This window comes from Rhizobium freirei PRF 81 (assembly GCF_000359745.1).
Classification (GTDB): domain Bacteria; phylum Pseudomonadota; class Alphaproteobacteria; order Rhizobiales; family Rhizobiaceae; genus Rhizobium; species Rhizobium freirei.
Genome location: NZ_AQHN01000011.1, coordinates 1 through 26360, shown reverse-complemented (window position 1 = coordinate 26360; position 26360 = coordinate 1). Strand labels below are relative to the sequence as shown.

General features: G+C 60.6%; 24 protein-coding genes. 9 read left to right on the top strand and 15 right to left on the bottom strand.

All coding sequences use genetic code 11. The features are described 5' to 3' along the window. Positions 1-2 precede the first annotated feature (2 nt). The 3 genes from RHSP_RS04120 to RHSP_RS04110 all read right to left on the bottom strand — a co-directional run bounded on the left by RHSP_RS04120 (position 3) and on the right by RHSP_RS04110 (position 3529). A complete protein-coding gene (locus tag RHSP_RS04120; RefSeq protein ID WP_004109508.1) occupies positions 3-1145 on the bottom strand; it encodes an ABC transporter ATP-binding protein in 1143 nt (380 codons plus the stop codon). 231 nt (positions 1146-1376) lie between these two features. After that, positions 1377-2465, bottom strand: coding sequence for a polyamine ABC transporter substrate-binding protein (locus RHSP_RS04115; protein WP_240535362.1), 1089 nt, complete (start codon positions 2463-2465; stop codon positions 1377-1379). A gap of 191 nt (positions 2466-2656) precedes the next feature. Continuing rightward, positions 2657-3529, bottom strand: coding sequence for a LysR family transcriptional regulator (locus RHSP_RS04110; RefSeq protein ID WP_004109503.1), 873 nt, complete (start codon positions 3527-3529; stop codon positions 2657-2659). Between the two features lie 88 nt (positions 3530-3617). Between RHSP_RS04110 and RHSP_RS04105 the strand changes: the two genes are divergently transcribed. Next, positions 3618-3875: a hypothetical protein gene (locus tag RHSP_RS04105; protein ID WP_004109500.1), complete on the top strand. Its 258-nt coding sequence runs from the start codon at positions 3618-3620 to the stop codon at positions 3873-3875. Here the strand turns inward: RHSP_RS04105 and RHSP_RS04100 are convergent. From RHSP_RS04100 to RHSP_RS04090, 4 genes are all read right to left on the bottom strand, one after another. After that, positions 3851-6385 (bottom strand): methyl-accepting chemotaxis protein, encoded by a 2535-nt coding sequence (locus RHSP_RS04100; protein ID WP_004109497.1) that lies wholly within the window; start codon positions 6383-6385, stop codon positions 3851-3853. The two genes, RHSP_RS04105 and RHSP_RS04100, sit on opposite strands and share 25 nt — an antisense overlap. A gap of 318 nt (positions 6386-6703) precedes the next feature. After that, complete coding sequence (locus RHSP_RS35065) at positions 6704-6847, bottom strand: hypothetical protein (RefSeq protein WP_167332641.1); 144 nt, start codon at positions 6845-6847, stop codon at positions 6704-6706. Positions 6848-7116: 269 nt separating this feature from the next. Next, entirely contained in the window at positions 7117-7626 is a 510-nt protein-coding gene (locus RHSP_RS04095; RefSeq protein WP_240535357.1) for an ankyrin repeat domain-containing protein, read from the bottom strand. Between the two features lie 74 nt (positions 7627-7700). After that, positions 7701-8927, bottom strand: coding sequence for a BaiN/RdsA family NAD(P)/FAD-dependent oxidoreductase (locus tag RHSP_RS04090; RefSeq protein WP_086005338.1), 1227 nt, complete (start codon positions 8925-8927; stop codon positions 7701-7703). Positions 8928-9018: 91 nt separating this feature from the next. On the opposite strand from RHSP_RS04090, the gene RHSP_RS04085 reads away from it, so the two are divergent. From RHSP_RS04085 to edd, 5 genes are all read left to right on the top strand, one after another. Next, positions 9019-10455 (top strand): glutamine synthetase family protein, encoded by a 1437-nt coding sequence (locus tag RHSP_RS04085; protein ID WP_004109488.1) that lies wholly within the window; start codon positions 9019-9021, stop codon positions 10453-10455. Positions 10456-10467: 12 nt separating this feature from the next. Further along, a complete protein-coding gene (locus RHSP_RS04080) occupies positions 10468-11766 on the top strand; it encodes an NAD(P)/FAD-dependent oxidoreductase (RefSeq protein WP_037149549.1) in 1299 nt (432 codons plus the stop codon). 132 nt (positions 11767-11898) lie between these two features. Further along, positions 11899-13374: a glucose-6-phosphate dehydrogenase gene (gene zwf / locus RHSP_RS04075; protein WP_004109479.1), complete on the top strand. Its 1476-nt coding sequence runs from the start codon at positions 11899-11901 to the stop codon at positions 13372-13374. 17 nt (positions 13375-13391) lie between these two features. Next, a complete protein-coding gene (pgl, locus tag RHSP_RS04070) occupies positions 13392-14090 on the top strand; it encodes a 6-phosphogluconolactonase (RefSeq protein ID WP_004109475.1) in 699 nt (232 codons plus the stop codon). A gap of 178 nt (positions 14091-14268) precedes the next feature. Next, the gene (gene edd / locus RHSP_RS04065) at positions 14269-16092 is read left to right on the top strand and encodes a phosphogluconate dehydratase (protein WP_004109472.1); all 1824 of its coding nucleotides are present in this window, start codon (positions 14269-14271) and stop codon (positions 16090-16092) included. A 42-nt stretch (positions 16093-16134) separates the two neighbouring features. Here the strand turns inward: edd and RHSP_RS04060 are convergent, their stop codons facing one another. Further along, the gene (locus RHSP_RS04060) at positions 16135-17043 is read right to left on the bottom strand and encodes a DUF3313 domain-containing protein (protein WP_004109466.1); all 909 of its coding nucleotides are present in this window, start codon (positions 17041-17043) and stop codon (positions 16135-16137) included. On the opposite strand from RHSP_RS04060, the gene RHSP_RS35435 reads away from it, so the two are divergent. Beyond that, positions 17033-17305 carry a hypothetical protein gene (locus RHSP_RS35435; protein WP_240535355.1) on the top strand — a complete coding sequence of 91 codons (273 nt, stop codon included), beginning with the start codon at positions 17033-17035 and terminating at the stop codon, positions 17303-17305. The genes RHSP_RS04060 and RHSP_RS35435 overlap by 11 nt on opposite strands. Here the strand turns inward: RHSP_RS35435 and RHSP_RS35430 are convergent. Then, a complete protein-coding gene (locus tag RHSP_RS35430; protein ID WP_240535367.1) occupies positions 17233-17457 on the bottom strand; it encodes a hypothetical protein in 225 nt (74 codons plus the stop codon). The genes RHSP_RS35435 and RHSP_RS35430 overlap by 73 nt on opposite strands. Between RHSP_RS35430 and RHSP_RS04055 the strand changes: the two genes are divergently transcribed. Further along, positions 17371-17847: a TetR/AcrR family transcriptional regulator gene (locus RHSP_RS04055; protein WP_240535361.1), complete on the top strand. Its 477-nt coding sequence runs from the start codon at positions 17371-17373 to the stop codon at positions 17845-17847. The genes RHSP_RS35430 and RHSP_RS04055 overlap by 87 nt on opposite strands. A 47-nt stretch (positions 17848-17894) precedes the next feature. On the opposite strand, the gene RHSP_RS04050 is transcribed toward RHSP_RS04055, so the two are convergent. The 6 genes from RHSP_RS04050 to RHSP_RS04025 form a co-directional block, all read right to left on the bottom strand. After that, positions 17895-18248, bottom strand: a complete 354-nt coding sequence (locus tag RHSP_RS04050; protein WP_004109460.1) for a hypothetical protein — start codon at positions 18246-18248, stop codon at positions 17895-17897. A gap of 200 nt (positions 18249-18448) precedes the next feature. Then, positions 18449-19540, bottom strand: a complete 1092-nt coding sequence (locus RHSP_RS04045; RefSeq protein WP_004109458.1) for an ABC transporter ATP-binding protein — start codon at positions 19538-19540, stop codon at positions 18449-18451. A gap of 22 nt (positions 19541-19562) precedes the next feature. Continuing rightward, the gene (bglA, locus tag RHSP_RS04040) at positions 19563-21215 is read right to left on the bottom strand and encodes a beta-galactosidase BglA (RefSeq protein ID WP_004109456.1); all 1653 of its coding nucleotides are present in this window, start codon (positions 21213-21215) and stop codon (positions 19563-19565) included. A gap of 34 nt (positions 21216-21249) precedes the next feature. Further along, positions 21250-22404: a carbohydrate ABC transporter permease gene (locus tag RHSP_RS04035; protein ID WP_004109454.1), complete on the bottom strand. Its 1155-nt coding sequence runs from the start codon at positions 22402-22404 to the stop codon at positions 21250-21252. Between the two features lies 1 nt (position 22405). Then, positions 22406-23422, bottom strand: a complete 1017-nt coding sequence (locus tag RHSP_RS04030; RefSeq protein WP_037149546.1) for a carbohydrate ABC transporter permease — start codon at positions 23420-23422, stop codon at positions 22406-22408. Positions 23423-23543: 121 nt separating this feature from the next. Further along, complete coding sequence (locus RHSP_RS04025) at positions 23544-24905, bottom strand: ABC transporter substrate-binding protein (RefSeq protein ID WP_037149543.1); 1362 nt, start codon at positions 24903-24905, stop codon at positions 23544-23546. A gap of 311 nt (positions 24906-25216) precedes the next feature. Here RHSP_RS04025 and RHSP_RS04020 point away from each other — a divergent pair, with 311 nt between their 5' ends. Beyond that, positions 25217-26248, top strand: coding sequence for a substrate-binding domain-containing protein (locus tag RHSP_RS04020; protein ID WP_037149746.1), 1032 nt, complete (start codon positions 25217-25219; stop codon positions 26246-26248). The last annotated feature ends 112 nt before the right edge of the window (positions 26249-26360 follow it).

Below are 26360 nucleotides of genomic sequence, written 5' to 3'. Positions count from 1 at the left end.
GATCAGTCCTTCAGCAGCACGCCGGCATTTTCGTCGAAGGACACCCAGACGTTCTGGTCGTAGGCGAAGGGTTCTTCCACGACGCGAACAGCATTCAGCGACGACGCCTTGAGCACCTGCCCGCTCTTCAGCTTGACGTGGAAGACGGTCATGTCGCCGAGATAGGCGATGTCCCAGATCTCTCCCTCGGTGGCATTGACGGAGGCGTTGGCAGGCGGGCGCGGCGTTACGCGCAGCTTCTCCGGCCGGATTGCGATGCTGGCGCGGCTTCCCCTGGCCGGCACCTCGTTGGAGGCGCTGCGCAGCGTGAGGGCGGAATCGACAGCGATTTCAACGATGCCGGAATGTGCAGAGATCACATTGCCGTCCAAAATGTTCACATCGCCGATGAAGTCGGCGACGAAGCGGCAATTGGGCGCCTCGTAGATTTCGGCCGGCGTCGCCACCTGCACCACCTTGCCGTGGCTCATGACGGCGATGCGGTCCGCCATGGTCATCGCCTCTTCCTGGTCATGGGTGACGACCACGAAGGTAAGCCCCAGGCTCTGCTGCAGATCCATGAGTTCGAACTGCGTTTCCTCGCGCAGTTTCTTGTCGAGTGCGCCGAGCGGCTCGTCGAGCAGCAGCACTTTCGGGCGCTTGGCGAGCGAGCGGGCCAATGCCACGCGCTGGCGCTGGCCGCCGGACAGCTGGTTGGGCTTGCGCCTGGCGAATTGCTCGAGCTTGACGAGCTTCAGCATCTGGGCGACGCGATCGTCGATCTCGGCTTTCGGCATGCCATCCTGCCTGAGGCCGAAGGCGATATTCTTTTCCACCGTCATGTGCGGAAACAGCGCGTAGGACTGGAACATCATGTTGACGGGGCGGCGATAGGGCGGCGTGCCGGCAAGATCCTGGCCATCGAGAACGATCTCGCCGGTCGTCGGCTGCTCGAAGCCCGCCAGCATGCGCAGCAGTGTGGACTTGCCGCAGCCCGATGCACCGAGAAGAGCGAAGAATTCACGATTGTAGATATCCAGGGACAGGTCGTCGACGGCGGTAAAATCACCGAACTTCTTCGTCACATTCTTGAAGGAAATGTACGGCTTGGCCGAAGGATCGGTCCAAGGAGCAAAGGAACGCCGGATATTACCGAGTGACTTCATCATCTATCCCCAAATGAACGCCCGGGCGGGCTTTCCCAGAGCATTCCGCTTTCCACCGCGCTACGGAAACGCTCATTCTTCTTATTTGTTTACGCATTGCGGACAGAAAGCCGCTGCGCATTTTCCCTGGAGATGCACTGGCGCTGGCTCTTCCCCTTCGCGGCGCACTCGTGATTCTCAGACCATCCTCTCAAGGAAAGGCCCGGACGTTGCCGTCCGGGCCGCTTCGAATTATTGGCCGGTGGTAACCTTTGTCCACAGGCGCGTTGCCAATCGCTGCGTTTTCGAGTCCCAAGGGGTGAGCGTGAACAGCTTCTCGCGGACCTCGTCGGTCGGATAGACAGCCGGATCGTTAAGCACGTCCTTGCTGACGAACTGCTGCGAGGCCTTGTTGCCGTTGGCATAGGCAACGAAGTCGCTGGCCTTGGCGATGACTTCAGGCTTCATGATGTAGTTGAGGAAGGCATGGGCTTCAGCGACATGCGGCGCATCGGCCGGGATCGCCATGACGTCGAACCACATCTGCGCGCCCTTCTTGGGGATCGAATAGCCGATATTCACGCCGTTCTTGGCTTCGGTGGCGCGGTTGCGCGCCTGCAGCACGTCGCCGGAATAGCCGAAGGCGATGCAGATATCGCCGTTGGCGAGCGCGTTGATATATTCGGAGGAATGGAACTTACGAACGAAGGGACGGATCGACGTCAACAGATCTTCGGCCTTCTTGAAGTCTTCCTGCTTGGTGGAATTCGGATCGAGACCCAGATAGCGCAAAGCCGCCGGAATGACGTCGGTCGGAGAGTCCAGCATGTAGATGCCGCAATCCTTGAACTTGGCGGCAAGTTTGGGATCGAAGATGACGTTGATGTCGGGCGCATCGTCGGAGCCGAGGATCTGCTTCACCTTGTCGACATTGTAACCGACGCCGCTCGTGCCCCACATATAATCGATCGCGTACTGGTTGCCGGGATCGTAGGTGGCGATGCGCTGCTGCACCGTATCCCACATATTGGTGATATTCGGCAGCTTGGACTTGTCGATCTTCTGGAAGACGCCGGCCTTGATCTGGCGTTGCAGAAAATATGCCGTCGGGACGACGATGTCATAGCCGGTTTTGCCAGCGAGAAGCTTGGTTTCCAGCGTCTCGTTCTGGTCGAACGTATCGTAGACGACCTTGATGCCGGTTTCCTTGGTGAAATCCGACAGAATCGAATTATCAATATAATCCGACCAGTTGTAGATATTGACGACCTTGTCTTCTGCGTGAGCGACCGTTGTCAGCGAAACGGCTGCAAAAGCCGTTGCTGCAAGCCTAGCGAACATGGACTTCATAATCTCTCCTGCTTCGTTCAAGGGTATCGCGGCGACACCCAACCCTCTGTTTTTCCCGTTAGACTAGAAAGGAAATCGGAGTGCGACAAGGGGGAAAGCATGGATTCGCCCTCTTTCACAGGTTTGACGAGATCGGCGCGGGGACCTTGAATGAGCAAGGACGGAGCGGTTTACCGGGCAGCTCATGCATATGTCGGCCGCTTGCCGGCAAACAATTCCGAATGGCTTTTTAGGAGCCGGGCCATGCGGTCGACGACGGTTCGGATCTCCGTGCGATGACGATCGGCATCGTTCATGACGATCCATTGCCGGTGGCGTAGAGACGCGATCTCCTCGCCGACCCGCTCCAGCCTCGGCTCCTGATCGCCGACAAAACAGGGCAGCACGGCGATGCCCGATCCGGCGAGCACCAGATCATGAAGCGAACGCGGCCGGCTGACGGTGAAAGCGATTTCCTCCCGCCTGTTCTGATGCGGCCATCGCAGATAGGCGGAGATGGCCTCCTCGTCGGCCACCGCGATCCAGCGCTGTGGCCCGGCAAAGCGCATGTTGCGGGCCTGATAGGCAGCATAGGCAACTTCGCCGGTCTTGATGGCGGCGAGATTGGTCTCCTCCGGCTCGAAAGCACGGATGCCGATATCGCTTTCGCGATGAGCAAGGCTGGCGCGACGTTCACCGAGATGCAGATCGATGCGAAAGCGGTCCCGCTCCGAGCAGATCGACGGCATGTTCTGGCTGAGCAGCCACCCGACCCAGGTGCCGGCGGCGATGCGCACGATCGCGGCTCCTTGCGCATCGCGTTGCCAGCTATCCACCTTGCGGGCGGCCGCCTCCATCTCCAAAAGCTGATCGAAGAGCGCCTGACCATCGCCGGTCAGCGAATACCCCGCCTGGCTGCGTTCGAAGAGCGGCCGGCCGATCTGTCCTTCCAGTTCCAGCATGCGTCGGCCGATCGTTGCCGGGCTCAAGCCGCTTGACGCAACGGCGCCCGTCAACCCGCCGCCGCGGGCGACATCGAGGAAAAGTTGATAGGAATCCCAGCCTATGTTTTTCATGAGTGAAAAACATAGGGCGAAAATGTCTATTTATAAAGCAAATTCGCATGTGTAGTTGAAGGGATGCCTCACAACATGGAGACGTCTCATGATGGACAGCATCGCTTTGGCCAAGGCCATCGAATTGCAGAATCAGGCACGAGAAGAGCAATGGCGGAAGAACGAGGATCTGTTCTACCGCGACTATGGCCTGGATCCTCCGCGCCCCGTTGTCTGGATCGGACGGGTGATCGCCGGCCTAAGCGCCCTTCGCACGGCAATAAAAAAGGCGGACCGGCCAGAAGTCGGCCGGTCCGCCTGTGATGATGGTGACAGCTGCCGTCAGGCCGCTTCGTGCCGCGCATAGCCTGCGTAACCGGCCTCGATCCTGAACTGCTGGATGAGGTGCAGCAATGCGTCGGCTTCACTGGCCAGCTCGCGGCTTGCCGCCGTCGTTTCCTCGACCATGCCGGCATTTTGCTGTGTCATCTGATCCATGTGGTTGACCGAAGCGTTGACCTCCTGCAGTGCGCTCGCCTGATCGTGGCTTGCGCGGGCAATGCCTTCCACATGCTGGCTGATGGTAACGATCTGGCTACTGATCTGCGCCAGGACGGCACCGGCTTCCTGCACGAATTGCGAGCCGGAACTGACTTCCTGGGTCGACTTGTTGATCAGCCCCTTGATCTCCTTCGCGGCGGCGGCGGAACGCTGTGCAAGTTCCCGCACTTCCATGGCGACGACCGCGAAGCCCTTGCCGGCCTCACCAGCGCGGGCAGCTTCGATGCCGGCATTGAGCGCCAGCAGGTTCGTCTGGAAAGCGATTTCGTCGATGACGCTGATGATCTGCTCGATCTTGCGGGACGCGTCTTCGATGCGCGCCATCGCGTCGATGGCGTTGCCGACGACGACGGAACTGTCATCGGCGCTGCGCTTGGCTTCGCGCACGATGGCGTCCGCATCCTTGGCACGCTCGGCGGAGGAGCGGACGGTGACGGTGATCTCGTCGACGGCGGCGGCGGTCTGTTCGAGGGAAGCTGCCTGCTGCTCGGTGCGTTTCGACAGATCCTCGGCGGAAGCAGCCATCTGGTTGCCGTTGCTCTGGATCATCTCGACATTGCTGCGAACCTGGCTCAGCGTTTGCTGCAGACGTGACAGCGAGCTGTTGAAATCCTGGCGGAGCTGCTCGAGGCGGCCGATGAAGGGCGTCTCGATCGTGGCGGAGATATCGCCCTGGGCGAGACGTTCGAGACCGGCGGCAAGCTCGCTGACCGCGAAATCGATCTGCCGATCGAGCTCGCGCTTTTCGGTGTCGTTACGCTGGCGCTCGTGCTCGGCCGCAGCACGTTCCTCATCGCTCTGCTCCTCGATGCGGATCTTCGAGATGGCGTTTTCCTTGAAGATGCCGAGGGCGCGGGCCATGTCGCCGATTTCATCATGCCGCTGTTCCCCGGAGATCGCCGTCTCCAGCATGCCATCGGCGATGCGGCGCATGGCGGCGGTGATCTGGCCGATCGGGCGCTGCAAGGTCAGGACCAGCGCGATGCCGCCGGCGACCGAGAGAATGATGCCGAGAGCTGTTGCAAGGATGGATATGGAGTTCGCCTGGTTGCGTTCGGTGCCGGCGCTCTGCTTCTGCGTCTCGGCAAATGCGGTGAGCTGGCCCCAGACCTGATCAAGCTGCTGGCGGGCGCTGGCATATTCGCCGATCCGCTGCGAGATGACATCGACAAGCTTGACGGCGGCACCGTCCATCGACTTGATCGCCGGGCGAATGGCCGCATCGATATCGCCGGCGAAACCCATGCTCTGGGCACTCTGGTTCAGCGTATCGATATCGCCGTTGAGCTTGGAGATTTCCTGCCGCAGCCGGACGAGGTTGTCCTTGTTCGTGTTGGCGTTGAACTCGGCAAGGACGAGCTGCAGCGAATAGATCGAATCCTGCAGGCGGCGCGTGTCTTGCAGGACCGAATTGGTCTGCGCGACGCGGGCATCGAGCGATACGAAGGTCGTGGTTGCCTGACGCATCATCTGCGTTGCCGTCAGCTGCGTGTAGGTCGACGTCTGGCGGAAACGCGAAAGGAGACGTCCGACATTGGCGACGCTGTCGTCGGTCGGCGCATCGGCGCTTTCGGTGGCAGCCGTCAGATCCTTGATGGTGCCGACCAGCGACTGGACGACGCTCTTCTGGTTTTGCGGCAATGCAAGATCGATGGAACGCTGGGCCTTGTTCAGGTCCGGCAGCCGATCCTTGAGAAGCTTCATCTTGTCGGCCGGCGTCGCGGCCTTGCTGAAATCTTCGGCCACGGAAACAAGCAGGTCGCCGCCCTTCAACAGGCGGTCGGCGGAGCGCAGCGTCGAGGTCGCGTCGGCCTGGTCCTGCCGCATCTGATCCTCAAGCTGCTGGCTGTTGAAATTGACGTTGAAGCGAGCACTGATCAGCGCTCTTTGCGCGTCGTCGATCGTCTTGCGGAACGACAGCTCCTGCTCGTGCAGCGACCACAATCTGCCAACGAGATTGGCCATGTCGGCGTTCTTGGCGATCGCTTCGTTCAGATTGTTGCGGCCATCGGCCTCCTGACCAAGCTGGCCGAGCGTCGCGTTGAGCACGCCCTGCTGCGACTTGATATCCTCATAAAGCTTGTCGCGCTGCTGCGTATTGGTGATGCGCAGGAAGTCGTCCATGGAGCCGTAGAGGTTCTTGAAGCCGGTCAGCGATTGCAGCACGCTGTTGGAGATTTCCATACGGCCCTGCAGAAGCCCGGAAGCATAGAGCCCGGTGAGGCCGACCGCTGAAATGCTGATGACGAATGGCAGGACGAATATGAGAACCTTCGTCTTGATCTTGAAACGCGACAGTATCTTATCAATGAACATTGTGGCCCTAACCTCTCACACCGCTCCCCATCGACGCCGCCACGGCGCTGACCGGATGTATAACCATCGTTCTTGAAATATGCGCAGGCGGGGGTTCCCGAGACGGGTCAGGAAGCAATCATTGCTTCGGCTCCAACTTGCAGTAGAGCTCCCCATGAAATCGTCGAGGATTGTGGGTCTGATTAATTAATTTTCAGATAAGGGCCTGCGCAGCCTGTCGCGCTCAAGAAAACGCTCATAAACAGCCTGCGCTACAAGTGTTTCGCGCGGAAGAAAACCGTCGTCAGGCGACGGTCGAAATAGGGCCGAAACGGCTGATCAGTAGCCGCGTATTGCCAGCAGTGCGATGCAAGCAGCAGTAAAGCCCGTCGCGAGCATCAGAAGTCTTGCGGCCACGAGCTTGGCATTATCCTGGGTCTGAGCGATTGCAATGGCGCGAGCACGACGCTTTGTTCTGTTCATGAGCATATTCCCATTTTCGCACTGACACGATAACCGGCAAAAGGTGCATTCGGCAACTGCCAATGTATTCACGAAAGATGTAAGAAAGGAAAACGCGAGTACCAGAGGCTGGCCAAAAGTGTCGCACCCGTCGGTCATCCCCCCGAGATCGGATGACCGGAGCGCGCCGGAGCTTTTCCGCTTTTCTTCGAATCGCGAGAATGCTCTATCTTTTTGTTTCCTTACGCATTCCGAACGGAAAACCGCTACGCGCCTTTCCCGAAAATGCTCTATTTCAGCAGCGCCGCGATGGCGGGATCGGTCGCCATTTCGGCGGCGGTCTTGCCGGTGGTGGACTTGATGGTCTTGTCGGCGCCATCCTTCAGCAACGCCTTGACGACCGCCGTGTCGTGCTGCTGGGTCGCCATGTGCAACGGCGTCCAGCCATCGTAATCGCCGCGCGCGTTGACGTCGGCGCCTTTGGAGACCAGAAGGTCGATCGTGGCCGCCGGGCCGTAATAGGCGGCGGTATGCAGCGGATACCAGCCTTCCGTCGTCTTCAGGTTCACCTGGGCACCGCAGGCCAGCATCTTCTTGACGACGTCGCCTTTCTTGTCGCGGATCGCAATGGCGAAATTCGTATCGCCGCCCACATCTCTGCCGTTCGGGTCCAGCTTCTTACATTGCGCGGAAGCAGCGGCTGCTTCCGACGCTGTGACGGCAAACATGCCAAGAGACATCGTCGCGACCGCAGCGATACCTGAAAGAACCGCCTGGCGGGATATCCAAGACTTAAACATCGTGATTGCATCCATCTAGCATTTTCGCGTTATGGATGTTCATTGCCCATTTTGCGGGCTGTGGCAAGGTTAATTCAGGCGGCCTCGCCGGCGACATGGCCGGAGGCCCAGGCCCATTGGAAATTATAACCGCCGAGCCAGCCCGTGACGTCGACGCACTCACCGATAAAGAAAAGCCCCGGCGCAGTCTTTGCCTGCATCGTGCGGGAATCGAGACAGGCCGTATCGATGCCGCCCAGCGTCACCTCCGCCGTGCGATAACCCTCAGAACCCGATGGTTTGACGGGCCAGGACTGAATGGCTGACGCGAGCCGCTGCAGGCGTTTGTCGGATTGATCCGCCATGTTGCCGGTCACGCCTTCACTCTCGACGAAGTGCTGCGCCAGCCGTTTCGGCAGAACCTCCGCAAGGGCTGTTTGTGCCGATTGCCGGCCATTGGCCTGCTTCGCATTCTTGAGAAGGGCGAAGACGTCGATATCGGGCTCGATCACAACGGTGATATCCTCGCCTTCCCGCCAATAGGAGGAAATCTGCAGGATCGCGGGACCGCTGAGGCCGCGATGGGTAAAGAGCAGCGCCTCTCGGAATGCCGTCTTGCCATGGCGGATCTCGGCAGGCGCGGCAATACCGGACAGCGGCGCAAGGCCCTGAAGCAGCAGCGGATCGAGCGTAAGGGGTACGAGGCCAGGCCGGGTTTCGACGACGGGCAATCCGAATTGCTCGGCGACGCGATAGGCAAAGCCGGTGGCGCCCATCTTGGGGATCGACTTGCCGCCGGTGGCGACGACCAGCGAAGCGGCCTCGAAAACGCCTTCGGAGGTGCTGACGCGATAGCCGCTGGCGGTCTGCTCGATACCGCCGATCTCCGTCCGCAATCGCAGCTGCGCTCCGGCCGCCCGCATCTCGTCGGTCAGCAGGCGGATGATGTCCTTGGCGCTGTTGTCGCAGAAGAGCTGGCCGAGCGTCTTCTCATGCCAGGCGACGCCGTGGCGCTCGACCATGGCGATGAAATCCTGCGGCGTGAAGCGGGCGAGCGCCGATTTAGCGAAATGCGGATTGGCCGACAGAAAATTCTTCGGGCCGGCATGGATGTTGGTGAAATTGCAGCGGCCGCCGCCCGAAATGCGGATCTTTTCGCCAGGTGCGCCGGCATGATCGAAAACGACGACCGACCGCCCACGCCGACCGGCACGAATGGCGCACATCATGCCTGCCGCGCCCGCACCGAGGACGATCACATCATATCTGCCAGTCACGCATATGCCCTTTATTCTTCGCCGTTCCCTGCCGTCATTTTCCATCATACGGCGAAAGTCCGAACGGTTTTCCCCCTCGCCAATTGGCAAACTGCGGTTATGATGCAATCGCCGATCAACCCAAATACGGTGTTTTATGCCCGCGAGAAAGACCCCGCTGAAAGCTTCCATACCCGTCTCGAAAGCCCCTACGGTACCTCCTGGTCTGAGATCGGCACGCGGCGTGGCAAACTGGAAGGAAGCGGCTCAATGGCTGCGGGCGCGCGGGATCGAGGACATAGAATGCATCACGCCCGACCTTGCCGGCGTACCGCGCGGCAAGATGATGCCGACGTCGAAATTCACCTCCAACACCTCGCTGGCGCTGCCTTCGGCAATCTATCGCCACACGATCTCGGGGGAATATCCGGAGGAGACCGAAAGCTTCCGCTACGAGCCGCGCGACAGCGACCTCAAGCTCGTGCCCGATCTTTCGACACTTTCGGTTGTACCCTGGGAAACCGATCCGACCGCCCAGGTGATCTGCGATATCGTCAATTCAGAGGGCCAGGAAGTCTCCTACACGCCGCGTAACGTATTGAAGCGCATCATGGGGCTCTATCGCGATCGCGGCTGGAAGCCGGTGGTGGCGCCGGAAATCGAATTCTATCTCGTCGCCAAGAACGACGATCCCGACTATCCGCTGCATCCGCCGAAAGGCCGCTCCGGCCGCTCCATCCTTGGCGGTCAGGGCTATTCGATCGCCGGCATCAACGAATTCGACGAACTGATCGACGACATCTATCATTTCTCGGAGAAGCAGGGTCTCGAGATCGATACGCTGATCCACGAGGAAGGACCGGCCCAGCTCGAAATCAACCTGCGCCACGGCGACCCGATCGAGCTTGCCGACCAGGTGTTCCTGTTCAAGCGCACGATCCGCGAGGCGGCCTTGAAGCATGGCATTTACGCCACCTTCATGGCCAAGCCGATACAGAGCCAGCCGGGCTCGGCGATGCACATCCATCAATCGGTTGTGAATATCGAGACCGGCAAGAACGTCTTCACCAATCCGGACGGCAGCCCTTCGCCCGAGTTCTTCTACTTCATCGGCGGCATGCAGCGCTTCGTGCCGAATGCGCTTGCCATGCTCGCGCCCTATGTGAACTCGTACCGGCGGCTGGCGCCGAACATGTCCTGCCCGGTCAACAATGCCTGGGGCTACGACAACCGCACCACTGCCTTCCGCGTTCCCGTTTCGGATCCGCAGGCGCGGCGGGTGGAAAACCGGCTGCCGAGCTCGGACGCCAATCCCTATCTGGCGCTCGCCGCTTCGCTTGCATCCGGCCTGCTCGGCATCATGAAGCAGGTGGAGCCGACGGCACCGACCGAGGATTCGGCCAACGAAGGCTCCATCGACCTGCCGCGTGGTCTCCTCGAAGCCATTGCCCTGATGGAGGACGAGCCGGCTTTCGAGGAGGTCTTCGGCAAGGATTTCATCGGCATTTATGCCGGCGTGAAACGCGGCGAATTCGAAACCTTCATGCAGGTGATCAGCCCGTGGGAGCGGGAATTCCTTCTGCTCAACGTATGAGGGAGATCACCCATGACATTGCAGGAAACATGGCAGAGCCCGATCGCGCCGGGCCTCTCATTCTATCAGGCGACCGTCGGCCCGCGCCCGAGCTATCCGAAGCTCGACGGCTCGCGCCGGGCTGACGTCGCGATCGTCGGCGGCGGCTATACCGGCCTCCAGGCTGCCTACAATCTCGCCAAGGGCGGTGCCGAGGTCGTGCTGATCGACAGCAACCGCTTCGGCGACGGCGCCTCCGGCCGCAACGGCGGGCAGCTCGGCACCGGGCAGCGCTGGTGGCCGGAGGAAATGGAAGAGAAGATCGGTTACGAGCGCTCGAAAGCCCTCTTCGATCTTGCCGAGGATGCCAAGCACCATCTGCTCGATTTCGCATCCGCTCACGGCATCGACATCGACTTCCTGCCCGGTCAGATGAACGTCACCCACAAGCGCGGCTACAAGCGCGACTACATGGACAATGCGGAGATCGCAGCGACCCGCTACGGCTACCCGCATGTGACGTTCATGGACCAGGCCGAAACCCAGGAGCGGCTGGGCTCGCAATTCTATCTCTACGGCGTCAGGGACATGGGCACGGGCCATATCCATCCGCTGAAACTGCTTATCGGCCTTGCCCGCGTCGCGGCCGATGCCGGTGCCACCCTTTTTGAAATGACGAAGGCGAAGGCCTTTCGCCAATCGGGCGGCAGGACGGTCATCGAAACGGATGGCGGCGAGATCACCGCCGAGCGGGTGCTGATCGCCTGCAACGGCTATATCGGCAATCTGGAGCCTGTGACCGCGAGCCACGTCATGCCGATCCGCTCCTTCATCGGCGCCTCGGAGCCGCTCGATCACTTTCCGAGCGTTCTTCCCGGCAGCGAGGCGGTCGCGGACTCGCGATTCGTGGTGCGCTATTTCCGCAAATCGAAGGACGGGCGGCTGCTGTTCGGAGGACGCGAGGCCTACACGGCCGACAATCCGCGCGACATAACGCAGCACATCCGCCGGCAGATTGCGGAAGTCTATCCGGCCCTCGCCGATATCAAGATCGACTATGCCTGGGGCGGCTCCGTTGGCATCACCATGCCGCGGCAACCCTTCGTGCGCGAGGTCATGCCGGGCGTCACCACCATCGGCGGCTATTCCGGCCATGGGGTGATGCTGTCAAATTATTGCGGTAAACTCTATGCGAAAACGGTTCTCGAGAACGCGGACGAGCTGCGCCTTTTCAAGGAGTTGAACGTCCCGCCCTTCCCCGGCGGTGCGCGCATGCGGGCGCCTCTGCTGTTCCTGGCGCTCTCGTGGTTTGCGTTGCGCGACAGGTTTTAGAAACCGGAAGATGATTTCTTCTATCGGCGATCCGTTCTAAAAAGCCGAGTCTGATTTTTGCGATGCACACTGGTCTTTTTAAATCGATTAGATTAAAAGGGGCCTTAACCAAGACCGATTGAGAGATAGCTCATGAGCAGCCAAATCATTCCCGTTGAACCATTTGATTATGTCGTTTTCGGCGGCAGCGGCGACCTTGCTGAACGCAAGCTCCTGCCCGCTCTCTACCATCGCCAAGTCGAGGGCCAATTTTCCGAGCCGACGCGCATCATCGGTGCTTCGCGCAGCGCGCTCTCCAATGAAGAATACCGCAAATTTGCCGACGCCGCGCTCAAGGAACACCTGAAGAAGGGTGAATATGACGACGCGGAAGTCAAGAAGTTCCTGGCCCGCCTGTTCTACGTGCCGGTCGATGCGCGCAGCGATGCCGGCTGGGATCAGCTCAAGAAGCTGCTGGACGAAGGCAAAGAGCGCGTGCGCGCCTTCTACCTCGCCGTCGCTCCCGGCATCTTCGGCGATATCTCGCAAAAGATCCACGAACACAAGCTGATCACCAAGCAGACCCGCATCGTCGTCGAAAAGCCGATCGGCCGCGATCTTGCGTCCGCGCTGCAGCTGAACGATACGATCGGCAAGGTCTTCAAGGAAGAGCAGATCTTCCGCATCGACCACTATCTCGGCAAGGAAACCGTGCAGAACCTGATGGCGCTGCGCTTTGCCAACGCTCTTTATGAGCCACTGTGGAATGCCAACCATATCGACCATGTGCAGATCACGGTTGCGGAATCGGTCGGCCTGGAAGGCCGTGCCGGCTACTACGACACCGCCGGCGCCTTGCGCGACATGGTGCAGAACCACATCCTGCAGCTGCTTTGCTTGACCGCGATGGAAATCCCCTCCTCCATGGATTCGGAAGCCGTTCGCGACGAGAAGCTGAAGGTCTTGCGTGCGCTGAAACCGATCGACGCGTCCAACGTCGAGCAGGCGACCGTTCGCGGCCAGTATCGCGCCGGCGCTTCGGCGGGCGGCCCGGTCAAGGGCTATCTCGACGAGCTGGAGGGCGGCGTCTCCAACACCGAAACCTTCGTCGCCATCAAGGCCGAGATCGGCAACTGGCGCTGGGCGGGCGTTCCTTTCTACATCCGCACCGGCAAGCGCCTTGCCGGTCGCATGTCGGAGATCGTCATCACCTTCAAGCACATCCCGCACACCATCTTCGATCAGGCCGCCGGCCGCATCGTCGCCAACCAGCTCATCATCCGCCTGCAGCCGGATGAAGGCGTCAAGCAGTCGCTGATGATCAAGGACCCGGGTCCGGGCGGCATGCGCCTGCGCAACGTATCGCTCGACATGAGCTTCGCCTCGGCCTTCAACGTCCGCAATCCGGACGCCTACGAGCGCCTGCTGATGGACGTGGTACGCTCCAACCAGACGCTGTTCATGCGCCGTGACGAAGTGGAAGCCGCATGGAAATGGGTGGACCCGATCCTCAAGGGTTGGGAAGACGCAGGACAGCAGGTGCAGGGCTATACGGCCGGCACCTGGGGTCCAAGCCAGGCTATCGCGCTCATCGAGCGTGACGGCCGCACCTGGCACGATGATATCTAGAACCTGGAACGACGACGATGACAGCGAACATGCATGCATTTGCCAATGGTGCCGAACTCGCCGGCAAGCTGGCGGACAAGGTGGCCGAGACCCTCTCGGCTGCTGTCGCCGCAAGCGGCTCCGCAAGCATCGCGGTCTCCGGCGGTTCCACGCCGAAGGCCTTCTTCCAGGCGCTGTCGTCGCGCTCGATCGACTGGGGCAAGGTGACGATTACCCTCGTCGACGAGCGGTTCGTGCCGGCGGACAATCCGCGCTCGAACCACCTGCTCGTCCAGGAAAACCTGCTGAAGGACAAGGCGGCTGCCGCCAAATTCCTTCCGCTCTATCAGGCTGCGGCGTCCGTCGAGGAGGCGGCGGCCATCGCCACGGAAAAGGCCAGGGTTGTCGGCCATCCCTTCGATGTCGCCATCCTCGGCATGGGCAATGACGGCCACACGGCCTCCTTCTTTCCGGGCGGCAGCAATCTCAAGACCGCACTCGATCCGAACACCCCGCGCGGCATCATCACGATGGAAGCGGAAGGTGCCGGCGAGCCGCGGCTGACATTCACCTTCTCCAGCCTTCAGGATGCCAGATTGCTGGTGCTCCATATCGAGGGAGAAGGCAAGAAGGAAGTCCTCGCCAAGGCCGAAGCGGCGGGCGAGGAAACCGAGATGCCGATCCGCGCCATGCTGCGTCGGGCCGCCTCTCCGGTCGAGATTTATTGGGCTCCCTGACGCAGCCGGCAGGCCTCGTCTTCGAACCCTGAATGACACAGCAACATGTGCTGCGCCATGCGCCCGCAAGGGCGTAGCGGCAAAGCATTGACTTTTGACCCTCGCGCAATGCCCTCGACCAGGACAGATCGAGACGATCTTACGGGCACTGCGCAAAACAGACGGAGGCAGATCGACCATGGCCGCTGACGCCCGCATTTCCAGGATCACCGCACGCATCGTCGAGCGTTCGAAGCCGACGCGCGAACGCTATCTGGACCGCCTGCGCAATGCCGCGACAAAGGGAGCCCAGCGCTCCGTGCTCGGCTGCGCCAATCTTGCGCATGGCTTCGCCATCTGTTCCCCCTCCGAGAAAGAGGCGCTGGCGGGGGATCATGTGCCCAATCTCGGGATCATCACCTCCTATAACGACATGCTCTCGGCGCATCAGCCCTTCGAGACCTATCCGGCCATCATCCGCCAGGCTGCAGCCGAGGCGGGCGGCATCGCCCAGGTTGCCGGCGGCGTGCCGGCCATGTGCGACGGTGTCACGCAAGGCCAGCCGGGCATGGAGCTCTCGCTGTTCTCGCGCGATCTGATCGCCATGTCCGCCGGTGTCGGCCTCTCGCACAATATGTTCGATGCGGCCGTTTTCCTCGGCGTCTGCGACAAGATCGTCCCCGGCCTCGTGATCGCCGCTCTCTCCTTCGGCCATCTCCCCGCCGTCTTCATCCCGGCCGGACCGATGACCTCGGGCCTGCCGAACGACGAAAAGTCGCGCGTGCGCCAGCTCTATGCGGAAGGCAAGGTCGGACGCGCCGAACTTCTGGAAGCGGAATCGAAGTCCTATCACGGCCCCGGCACCTGCACCTTCTACGGCACGGCCAATTCGAACCAGATGCTGATGGAAATCATGGGCTTCCATATGCCGGGCGCCTCCTTTGTCAATCCGGGTACGCCGCTGCGCGAGGCCCTGACGCGGGAAGCGACCAAGCGTGCGCTCGCCATCACCGCCATGGGCAACGAGTTCACGCCGGCCGGCGAGATGATCGACGAGCGCTCGATCGTCAACGGCGTCGTCGGCCTGCATGCGACCGGCGGCTCGACCAACCACACGATGCACATCGTCGCCATGGCGCGCGCGGCCGGCATCGTGCTCACCTGGCAGGATATTTCCGAGCTTTCCGACATCATCCCGCTGCTGGCCCGCGTCTATCCGAACGGGCTTGCCGACGTGAACCATTTCCATGCCGCCGGCGGCATGGGCTTCCTCATCAAGGAGCTCCTGAAAAAAGGCCTGCTGCACGAGGATGTCCGCACTGTCTACGGCCAGGGTCTCGGTAATTACTCCATCGACGTCAAGCTCGGCGCCGACGGCAATGTCGTGCGCGAACCGGCACCGGAAAAGAGCGCAGATCCCAAAGTGCTGGCAAGCATCGAGACACCCTTCCAGAGCACTGGCGGCCTGAAGATGCTGCGCGGCAATATCGGCAAGGCGGTCATCAAGGTTTCCGCCGTCAAGCCGGAGCGCCACATCGTCGAAGCGCCGGCCTTGATCTTCCACGATCAGCTGGAAATGCAGCAGGCCTTCAAGGACGGCAAGCTGAACCGCGATTTCGTCGCCGTCGTCCGCTTCCAGGGGCCGAAAGCCAATGGCATGCCGGAACTGCACAAGCTGACGCCGGCGCTCGGCGTGCTGCAGGATCGCGGCTTCCGCGTGGCGCTTTTGACCGACGGGCGCATGTCCGGCGCGTCGGGCAAGGTTCCCGCTGCGATCCATGTGACGCCGGAAGCCGTCGACGGCGGTCCGATCGCCCGCATCAAGGAAGGCGATATCATCCGTATCGACGCGGTTGCCGGCACGCTGGAAGTGCTGGTCGATGCCGCCGATATGGCCGAGCGCGAGCCCGTGGTCGCCGATCTCTCGGAAAACGAGTTCGGCATGGGCCGCGAACTCTTCGCCCCCTTCCGTCACGCCGCAGGGCCGGCGGATCAGGGTGCAAGCGTCCTGTTCCACCACTGAGGCTGTACCGCCGGATATCGGCAAGGCGGCATCGAAGGCTGATTATGGGGCCTTAGATGCCGCCTTTTCGACATTCGCCGGAGCCTTGTCCGTCCACGCCGGCGGAAGGCCGAGGCGCTCTCCCGCGAAGCCCGTCACGCCCGGCGACTTCCCGAATACCTTGCAGGCCTCATACTTGGGTGCGCGGCCGACGAGCGCCGCCAATTTCGCCCGGGAGGGGAAAGAAGGCGTCGCGCCGAACGGCGTCTTGCCCTTGACCAGCATCTTGCTGAAATCACCGCCGAATTTGGCGGCGAGGCTATAGGCATCCCCTTCCTTGGCAACGGTGCCCGAATCAAGAAATGCGTTTGCACCGCGCCCCCAAATCATGACAGCCCTCTGCACACCCTGGGAATTAAGAGCTTCCGCCTCAAGCGAGAGGCTGCCCATGCCGATCGGAATGCGGGGGATGGGCACAGGCACATTCGGCAGCAATATGCTCGTGCCCACGGATGCGACTTTCGAGACGCCGACAACAGTCGCATTCGTCGCCTTGACCTGTGTCACGACGGCGCGAACCGTCAAATCCGCGGGCTCAGACAGACCGACAACGACGAAGCGTTCGCTCAACCCGGAACAAAGTGCCCTGTCGACGGCATTGGTGACGAGGCTACGCTGCTCGGGCGTGAAAGCAGCACTTTCAGCCCGCATCGAAAAGGCGGTCGGAATGATCTTGACGGTCTTGGCCGCAAGAACATCATCCCTGCTCACCCGAAGAAGCGAATGCGCGACCAGCCCGTCCGATCGTGTCAGGCCGTCATAGGACGGCAGGGATCCTGCGCGATCCAGCGGCGCGGCGGCGCAGCCCGCCAGCAGGCTCAAGAGAAGGGCCATCGACCAGATATCAGGCCTCAAGGCACGCGGACCATAAGTTCCAGTTTCATCATGATTTGAGATTGCATTGGCTGGCATTGATGTTTGCGCTCCTGCACCGGGTTATGAACATTCGGCATTAACATTAAATATCGCACTTGGTGTAAAAATTAATGTTGGCTACTTTGCGGCAACCGACAGGCGAAGCCAACGAATTATTTCACCGGAAACCGAGGTCTCCGAGGAAGGCGCGGCAAGATGTGCTGATGATTTGAGTGGCGTTGCGACTCATGCCAAAATGGCCGGATGCACGATGCACCCCCAAAGCCGGAAGGCCTGCGCGAACAGAAGCGCCGCCTGACCTTTCAACGCATAGCGGAAGTCGGAATGAAATCCTTTCTGGCGAAAGGCTATCAGGAAACGACGATCGACGAGATCGCGGCCGCGGCCGGTATTTCCCGCCGGACTTTCTTTTATTACTTCAAAAGCAAGGATGATATTCTTCTGGCGCATCAAAGCGGATACATGGATGCGCTTCGGGCGAGCATCATGGAGAATGCATCAGCCGGGCGACCGATCGAGGTCGTTCATCAAGCGACCCTAAGACTTGTGATTCGCCTGCAGGCTGAGGCACCTCAACTTTTTGAAACGGCCACGCTGCTGCGTCAAAGCGAATCCCTACGTGCCCGTACGCGAGGAAACTACCTGCAACTTGAGCAAGTCGCCTATCAGGCCTTGTGCGAACTGTTTCCGACGAAGGATCGCGATGGGCTGCGGCTGGCTTCGATGATCGCGGTCAGCCCCCTGCGCCTGTCGGTCGACAAATGGCTGCAGGAAAATGGCAGACTGCCGCTAATCGAGTATCTGGAGGATGCGCTCGGAAAATGGCGGACGGAAATCTGATCCGTCAGCCGCTTGGACCGCTCCAACCTGTTTCCTGTTGCCGCTGATCAGGCGCGGATGTCGAGCACGCGGTTCTTATGAGCCGGATGCGAGCTGTAGACGAAGATCTTGTTCATTTCCTTCTCCGTGAGGAGGCGCAGGAACCGAACTTCCACCGTGTTGTTGGAAAAGACCTTCATGAGTATGCAGCCGATCTTGGTGATCCGGGCGTCCGGGATATCCAGATAAAACTGCTTCGGCAGATTATATTGGGTGAGGATCGCAAGGACAGCGCTGCTCTGCGAGATGCGGATGATATCGCAGCGGCGGGACGCAAGGTTCATCACGCCCTTTTCGGTGTATTCGAGCCGCGCCGCGTTCATCGTGTCTTCCATGCGGAACCGCACTTCGCGGTCATACATGAAGGACTCTTCCTTGTTTAGGAAATGCTGACCTGAGTTGTTCGCGCGGCTGAATGCGGCCATCTTGGTAAACCCCTAGGGTATATTATGAAAGCGAGACTATCAGCGGGTGTTTAACAGAAGGTTTGAGAGCGCCGGTTCAAGATGAATTTTATTCTTCATACTTGCGCGTGCCGGCGCCGCTCGTGAGCGGTATTATATTACTGCCTGCGGTAGGAGTGGCCTTCGGCATCGAAGAGATGCAGCTTCTGCCGATCGGCGGCAAAACGCATCTTCTGGCCGCGGTGAATATCGGCAATACCGGGGATCTTGACGATGATCGGTTCGCCGTCGACCAGACCTTCGATATAGAGCTGAGTCACCTCGCCGAGCGCCTCGACGATGGAAACTTCGCCTTCGAAGAGATAATCGTCACCTGTTGCGAGACGCAAATCTTCCGGACGCACGCCGAAGCTCGCCGTCTTGCCCTTCTCGGAGGCTGCGGTCGGCACATCCAGCGTCACCGCCTTGCCACCCATCAGCGTCACGGTCGTCGCAGCACCGGTTTCGGTCACCGTCGCGGGAATGATGTTCATTGCCGGCGAGCCGATGAATTTGGCGACGAAGAGGTTGGCCGGGTGCTCGTAAAGTTCAAGCGGCGCACCCACTTGCTCGACGCGGCCGGCCGACAGCACGACGATCCGGTCGGCGAGCGTCATGGCTTCCACCTGGTCGTGCGTGACGTAGATCATCGTCGTTTCCGGCATGGAGTCGCTGAGCTTGGCGATCTCGATGCGGGTCGCGACGCGCAGCGCCGCATCGAGGTTGGAAAGCGGCTCGTCGAACAGGAAGACCTTCGGGTTGCGGCAGATGGCGCGGCCGATGGCGACGCGCTGGCGCTGACCACCCGAGAGTGCCTTGGGCAGGCGCTCGAGATACTGGGTGAGCTGCAAGCTGGCAGCCGCAGCGCGCACGCGGCGGTCGATCTCCTGCTTGCTTTCGCCGGCGATGCGCATGCCGAAGGCCATGTTGTCATAGACGGTCATATGCGGATAGAGCGCGTAGGATTGGAACACCATGGCGATGCCGCGCCGAGAGGGAGGCACCTCGTTTACCTTCTGCCCGGCAATCATCATATCGCCCGAGGTGATGCTCTCCAGCCCGGCGATCATGCGCAGCAAGGTGGACTTGCCGCATCCGGATGGGCCGACGAAGACGATGAACTCGCCCTCGTTGATCTCCAGATCGATGCCGTGCAGCACATGCACGCTGCCGTAGGATTTCTTGATATCCTTCAGAACAAGTCCCGTCATTATGCTCCCTCCTCCCAAAGGTTCAGGCAAGACGCGCGAAGTAAGCGCCCCAGGCCGGAATATCGATCTTGTTGCCGTAGTTGTTGCTGGTGAAGCCATGCCCCGTCAATGCCTGCCAATTGCCTTCGGGCAGGGTCGCCAGCGCCTCGACCGGGCTCATGTTGAAAGCGCAGAGAACGATCTCGCCGTCATAGAGGCGGGTGTAGATAAGAACATCACCCTGCGGTTCCGAGAAGGCAATCTCGCCCTTGGCGAAAGCGGGGTGCTGCTTGCGGAAGGCGAGGAAGCGGCGATATTGCTCGAGCACCGAATTCTCGTCGCCCTGCTGGACGCTGACGGCGCGCAGAATATGCTCCACCGGCACCGGCAGCCACGGCTTCACGGTCGAGAAGCCGCCCTGCGCGACCTGGCTGTCCCAGACCATCGGCGTGCGGCAACCGTCGCGCCCCTTGAATTCCGGCCAGAACTGAATGCCGTAGGGATCCTGCAGATCCTGATAGGCAAGATCGGCCTCGGTGAGCGCCAGTTCCTCGCCCTGATAGATACAGACGGAGCCGCGCAGGGTCAAAAGCAGCGCGGCATAAAGCTTGGCGAAGGCATCGCGGTCGGCGACCAGATTGCCCCAGCGGCTGACATGGCGCACGACGTCATGATTGGAGAACGCCCAGCAGGCCCAGCCTTCCGGCGCTGCGGCATCGAAATCCCTCATCACCTCTTCGACGCGATCCGGCGACAATGCATCCGGCGCCAGGAATTCGAAGGCATAGCACATGTGCATCTTGTCGCCGCCGGAGGTGTATTCGCCGACGATTTCGAGGCCGCGCTGGCTGTCGCCGACTTCGCCGACGGCGGCAATGGCCGGATATTCGTCGAGCACGGCGCGGAAGCGCTTCAAAAATTCCAGATTCTCGGGACGGTTCTTGTCGTAGAGGTGTTCCTGGAAGTTATAGGGGTTGACCGCCGGCGCGGTGGAGGCGTTACGGCGCGAGGGGTCCAGCGCCGGATTGTCGCGCAGTTCCTTGTCGTGGAAGTAGAAGTTGATGGTGTCGAGCCGGAAACCGTCGACGCCGCGATCGAGCCAGAAACGCACGACATCAAGCAGCCGGTCCTGCACTTGCGGATTGTGCAGGTTCAGATCCGGCTGCGAGGTCAGGAAGTTATGCATGTAATATTGCATGCGGGTCGGATCCCACGCCCAGGCTGAGCCGCCGAAGATCGACAGCCAGTTGTTGGGCGGCGTGCCATCCGGCTTGGCGTCGGCCCAGACATACCAGTCGGCCTTGGGATTGTCCTTGCTCGACCGGCTTTCGACAAACCAGGGGTGGCGGTCGGAGCTGTGCGACATCACGAGGTCGATCATCACCTTGATGCCGAGGCGATGGGCTTCCGTCATCATCGCATCGAAATCGGCCAGCGTGCCGAAGATCGGATCGACATCCTCATAATTGGAAACGTCGTAGCCGAAATCGCGCATCGGCGAGGTGAAGAAGGGCGAAATCCAGATCGCATCGACGCCGAGCGCTGCGACGTGCGGCAGGCGGGCGGCGATGCCCTTGAGGTCGCCGATGCCGTCGCCGTTGGAGTCCTGATAGGAGCGCGGATAGATCTGATAGATCACGGCGCCGCGCCACCAGTCCTTGTCAACTGCCGAAACCGATTGAGGAGCAATGCTCATGCTGAATGGGTCCTGTGTAAGTGCGTGTTTTGAATCAGCCCCCCTTCACCGACCCGGCAAGCAGACCGCGCACGAGATAGCGCTGCAAACCGAAGAAGACGAGGAGCGGAATGATGATGGTGACGAAGGCCGATGCCGTCAGGATCTCCCAATTGCCGCCGCGCGAGCCGAGCAGCGCGTTGAGGGCGGCCGTCAGGACCAGATGATCCTTGTCCGTGCCGAGGAACACCATGGCGATCAGAAGGTCGTTCCACACCCAGAGGAACTGGAAGATCGCGAAGGAGGCCAGCGCCGGGAAAGAGAGCGGCAGGATAATCTTGACGAAGATATCGAAATCGCTGGCACCGTCGACACGGGCGGATTCGATTATTTCCTTGGGCAGGCCGGCAATGTAATTGCGCAAGAGATAGATGGCGAGCGGCAGGCCGAAGGCCGTATGCGCCATCCAGATGCCGGGATAGGTTTTCGACGGCACGCCGAAGATCTGGCCGATTTCGTTATAGATGCGCAGAAGCGGGATCAGCGACATCTGCAGCGGCACCACGATCAGGCCGACGACGAGTGCGATCAGCAGCGCCCGGCCGGGAAACTCCATCCAGGCCAGCGCATAGGCTGCAAAGGCGGCAATCAGGATCGGGATGACGGTAGCGGGGATCGTCACCGTCAGCGAATTGATGAAGGACTGGCCGATGCCCTCGCCGGCCAGCACCGTGCGGTAATTGTCCATCGTGAATTGCGGCGGCGTGGCGACGGTGAGGTAGACACGCTTGGCCCGCGCGTCGGCTCCGAACGGGCCGTTCTTCTGATAGCGGTAGCTGCCGTTTGCGTCTATGGTGAGCGTCTCGCCGTTCTCCAGTTCCGCCGGCGCCCCCACCTTATAGGCGGACGGCTCCTGAACGCGCTGACCGAAGGACTGGATGCTGCCGCCGCCGTCGACGGCGATATTGCCTGATATCACGAAATTCGCCCCATCCGGCTTTGCCTTGTCCGGGCCGTCGAGACGGGCGGCCGTCGTGCGCGAGGAGCCGGCAAAGGCCGTCCACCAGCCGGAGACGACGATCTGATCCTTGCCACGCAGCGCGGTGACGAAGATACCAAGCGTCGGCAGCAGCCAGAGCAGGACGATGAGCAGCACCGCGCCATGAACGAAGAGGCGGGCGGGACCGATGCGACCGAGATTTCCAAGCATATCAGCGCCCCTTCGTTTCAGCGTTTGCACGGCGGATGTTCCAGATCATGATCGGCGTCACCGCCGCCATGATGACGAGTGCGATAACGGCACTTCGGCCGCTGTCGCCGCCGCCGCGGAACAACCAGTTGAACATCAGGTTGGCCAGCACCATCGTGTTCCATTGGCCGTTGGTCATGGTGAGAACGATGTCGAAAACCTTGAGGACGAGGATGGTGATGGTGGTCCAGACGGTAGCGATCGTGCCCCAGACCTGCGGCACCATGATCTTCCAGAAGATCTGCCAGCCATTGGCGCCGTCGATGACGGCAGCTTCGATGGTTTCCTCCGGAATGCCGCGCAGGGCCGCCGACAGGATGACCATGGCAAAGCCGGTCTGGATCCAGATCAACATGACCATCAGGAAGAAATTGTTCCAGAAAGGAATGGTGATCCAGACTTCCGGCGTGCCGCCGAAAAGCTGGACGATCGCGTTCAGCAGGCCGATCTGCGCGTCGGTGCCGCCGCGATATTCGTAGATGAATTTCCAGATGACCGAGGCGCCGACGAAGGAGATCGCCATCGGCATGAAGATGACGGCCTTGGCGATATTGCCCCACCAGATGCGGTCGGTCATGACCGCGATGACGAGGCCGAAGAAGGTGCAGGCCGCCGGCACGACGGCAAGCCAGAGGATGTTGTTGAAGATCGACTGGCGGAATTCGGTGTCGTTGATGGCCCACATATAGTTGGCACCGCCGACGAACTTGTTACCGTCGGGTCCGTAGAACGACAGGATGAACGTCGCCACGACCGGGTAGACGAGATAGACGATGAGCAGGAACAGTGCCGGCCCCAGAAACAGCCAGGGGCGGATGAGACCGCGGCGGCGAAGATTGACGGCGGCCTTATGAACGTCGGCCCCCTCCTTTGCCGGGAAGATCAGGTCCAAGAACTTGTTGGAGAACCAGAAATATGCGGCGCAAAAGGCAACACCGAATATCATGGCGCCGACCGCCGACAGGATCTGCGAAAACATTCATTCCTCCCCGAATTTACCTGCTTAAGGCCGTCAGTTCGACATCGGCAGCGCGACGGCGCGCCGTTGAATGCTATTGGCGCCGCCGGCAATTTGCCGGCGGCGGTTGGGCGGTGATGTCTTACTTGATGGCGTCCCAGGACTTCTGGATTGCGTCGGCAACATCCTGTGCGGACTTGCCGCCGACGAAGTCCACCATGCCGGTCCAGAACGAACCTGCACCGATCTTGCCCGGCATCAGGTCGGAACCGTCAAAGCGGAAGGTGGTGGCGGTGGTGAGGATTTCGCCTTCCTTACGCAGCGCGTCGTTGGCATAGGCTGCCGTGTTGACGGACTTGTACGGTGTCAGGAAGCCGGACTGCGCCATCCAGAGTTCCTGGGCGATCGGAGTCTGCAGGAACTGGATGAAGGCGCGAGCGGCCTTCGAGTCCTTGGTGATGGCTGCCAGCGTGCCGGCTCCGAGAACCGGCTTGCCAAGTTCGGGATGCGAGGCGGAGGTCGGGAAGTAGAAGAAGTCGGCATCCTGGCCGAGCTTGGTACCTTCCGGGAAGAAGGACGGGATGAAGGATGCCTGCTTGTGCATGTAGCACTTCGGCGGAACCGTGAAGAGGCCCTTCGGGCTGTCGCGGAAGTCCGTCGAGGCAACGGCTGCCACGCCGCCGGCCACATATTTCGCGTTCTTGGAGAACTTGCCGAATTCCTCGATGGCGGCAACGACCTTCGGATCGTTGAACTTCAGCGAGTTATCGACCCAGTGATCGTAATCCTGCGGCGTGTTCAGACGCAGCATCATATCTTCGACCCAGTCGGTTGCCGGCCAGCCGGTCGCGCCGCCCGAACCGAGACCGATGCACCAGGGCGTGCCGCCGTCCTTGACGATCTGGTCCGAAAGCTTGATCAGGTCCTCCAAGGTAGTGGGAACCTTGTAGCCGGCTTCCTCGAAATTCTCCGGCACGTACCAGACCAGCGACTTCAGGTCGGCCTTGTAGGGGAAGGCGTAGAAGGCATCCTTGCCGTCCTTGCCCTTGTAGGTGCCGTAGCCGACCCAGCTGTCGCCGGCGCCGTAGTTCGTCTTGACCCAGCCGGCAAGATCGTCGCCAAGCGGCGTCAGGTAGCCCTTGCTGGCGAGATTGGCGAGCAGGCCCGGCTGCGGGAGGATGGCCACGTTCGGTGGCGAACCGGCCTGCGTGTCGATGACGATCTGCTGCTCGTAGTTTTCCGAGGACGAATATTTGGCGTTCACGCCGGTCGCTTCGGTGAAGTAGTTCAAGATGCTGGTGAAGAGCGCTTCGTCCTCGCCGCGCCAGGGACCGAAGATGGTCAGCGTCTCGCCCTTCAGATCGGCATGGGCGGCCTTGAATGCGTCATAGCTCTTCCAGTTGAACTTGGAATCCTGGCCGGGCTGGAATTTCAGATTGGCTGCCATGGCCGTACCGGCCATGAGGGCGGCAGCGGCAACGGTCATCAAAAACAATTTCTTCATGTGGTCGTCCTCCCAAATAATGAAATCTATGAGCCCAAACACGCTTCCGTGCTATGCGCCCCATTCCTCAAAGCGCTTTGGCTGCCTTCTGTCATCCATTGAGGACGCAACAAAGTCAAGCGATTTTCAGATTTTGGCTAATATACACCCCAAATCTCGCATTGCAGCATAAAATAAGCACCAATATCCCTGTTAATTATCTTGTCTCGAGCGCTCCGCCTGCTACATATTAAAAGCGCTTTGGGAGCCGTGGACGCCTCGGGAGGTTGCGTTGGCATCATAGCGGCGAGGAGTTGGAGGAGCCGAAATACGTGAATCTGAAACAGCTATCGCAAATGCTGGGGCTGTCGCAGACGACAGTCAGCCGAGCATTGAACGGATATCCGGAGGTCAATCGCGAAACCCGCGAGCGTGTCCTCAAGGCGGTTCGGGAAACAGGCTACCGGCCCAATAAGGCGGCACAGAGACTTGCGACCGGCAAGGCAGGGTCGATCGGGCTCGTCATGCCGACCTCTCCAGGCAATTCTTCTGACGTGCATTTCAGCGAGTTCTTGACCGGGCTTGGCGAGGAAGCGCTGCGCCATGATTTCCATTTCGTGCTCACGCCGGCGGATCCGAACGACGAAGTCGGCGCCTTGAAGCGGCTGGCCGCCAGCGGCAATGTCGATGCCCTGTTCGTCAACTATATGCGTGGCCACGATCCGCGCCTGGAGATGCTGAAGACGCTCTCCATGCCCTTCCTCGTGCATGGGCGCTCCATCGGCTCGGAGCCGGATTATCCCTTCCTCGACATAGACAACGAGGCCGCGTTCTACGAGGCGACGAAGCTGCTGCTGCAGCTCGGGCACAAGCGCTTTGCCCTGTTGAACGGCCCCATCTATCTCGATTTCGCCATTCGCCGGAAAAACGGCGTCGAGGCAGCTCTTGCCGAACGGGGCCTTGCCTTGGATGAAGCATGCGTCAGCCACACCGCGATGACCGACGAGCAGGGTCTGCTGGTGATGGAGCGAATTCTGCAGATGGAAAAGAAACAGCGGCCGACCGCCGTTCTTTGCTCCAGTACAGTGCTCGCGCTCGGCGCCGTTCGCGCCATCAATCAGGCAAAGCTCAAGCTCGGCGAGGACATTTCAATGATCGCGCACGACGACGTGCTGACCCTGCTCAAGCCCGAAAACTTCACCGTGCCGCTGACGACGACGCGTTCGTCGCTGCGAGTGGCGGGCGTGCGCATCGCCGAACGCCTGATCGGCGAGATCAAGCGTACCGAGACGTTTCCCGCACAGGAATTGTGGAAGGCAGAGCTGATCGTCCGCGCCTCGACCGGCGTTGCGCCGGCCGATTGATGTCGAAAGCGGTTCAGCTCTTCGCAGAGTTTTCGAACCGCTCCCTCTGTGCTTTTACACGATTGCGGCTGGAAAAGCGTCGTACGCTTTTCCCGGAGTAGCTCCTCCGATC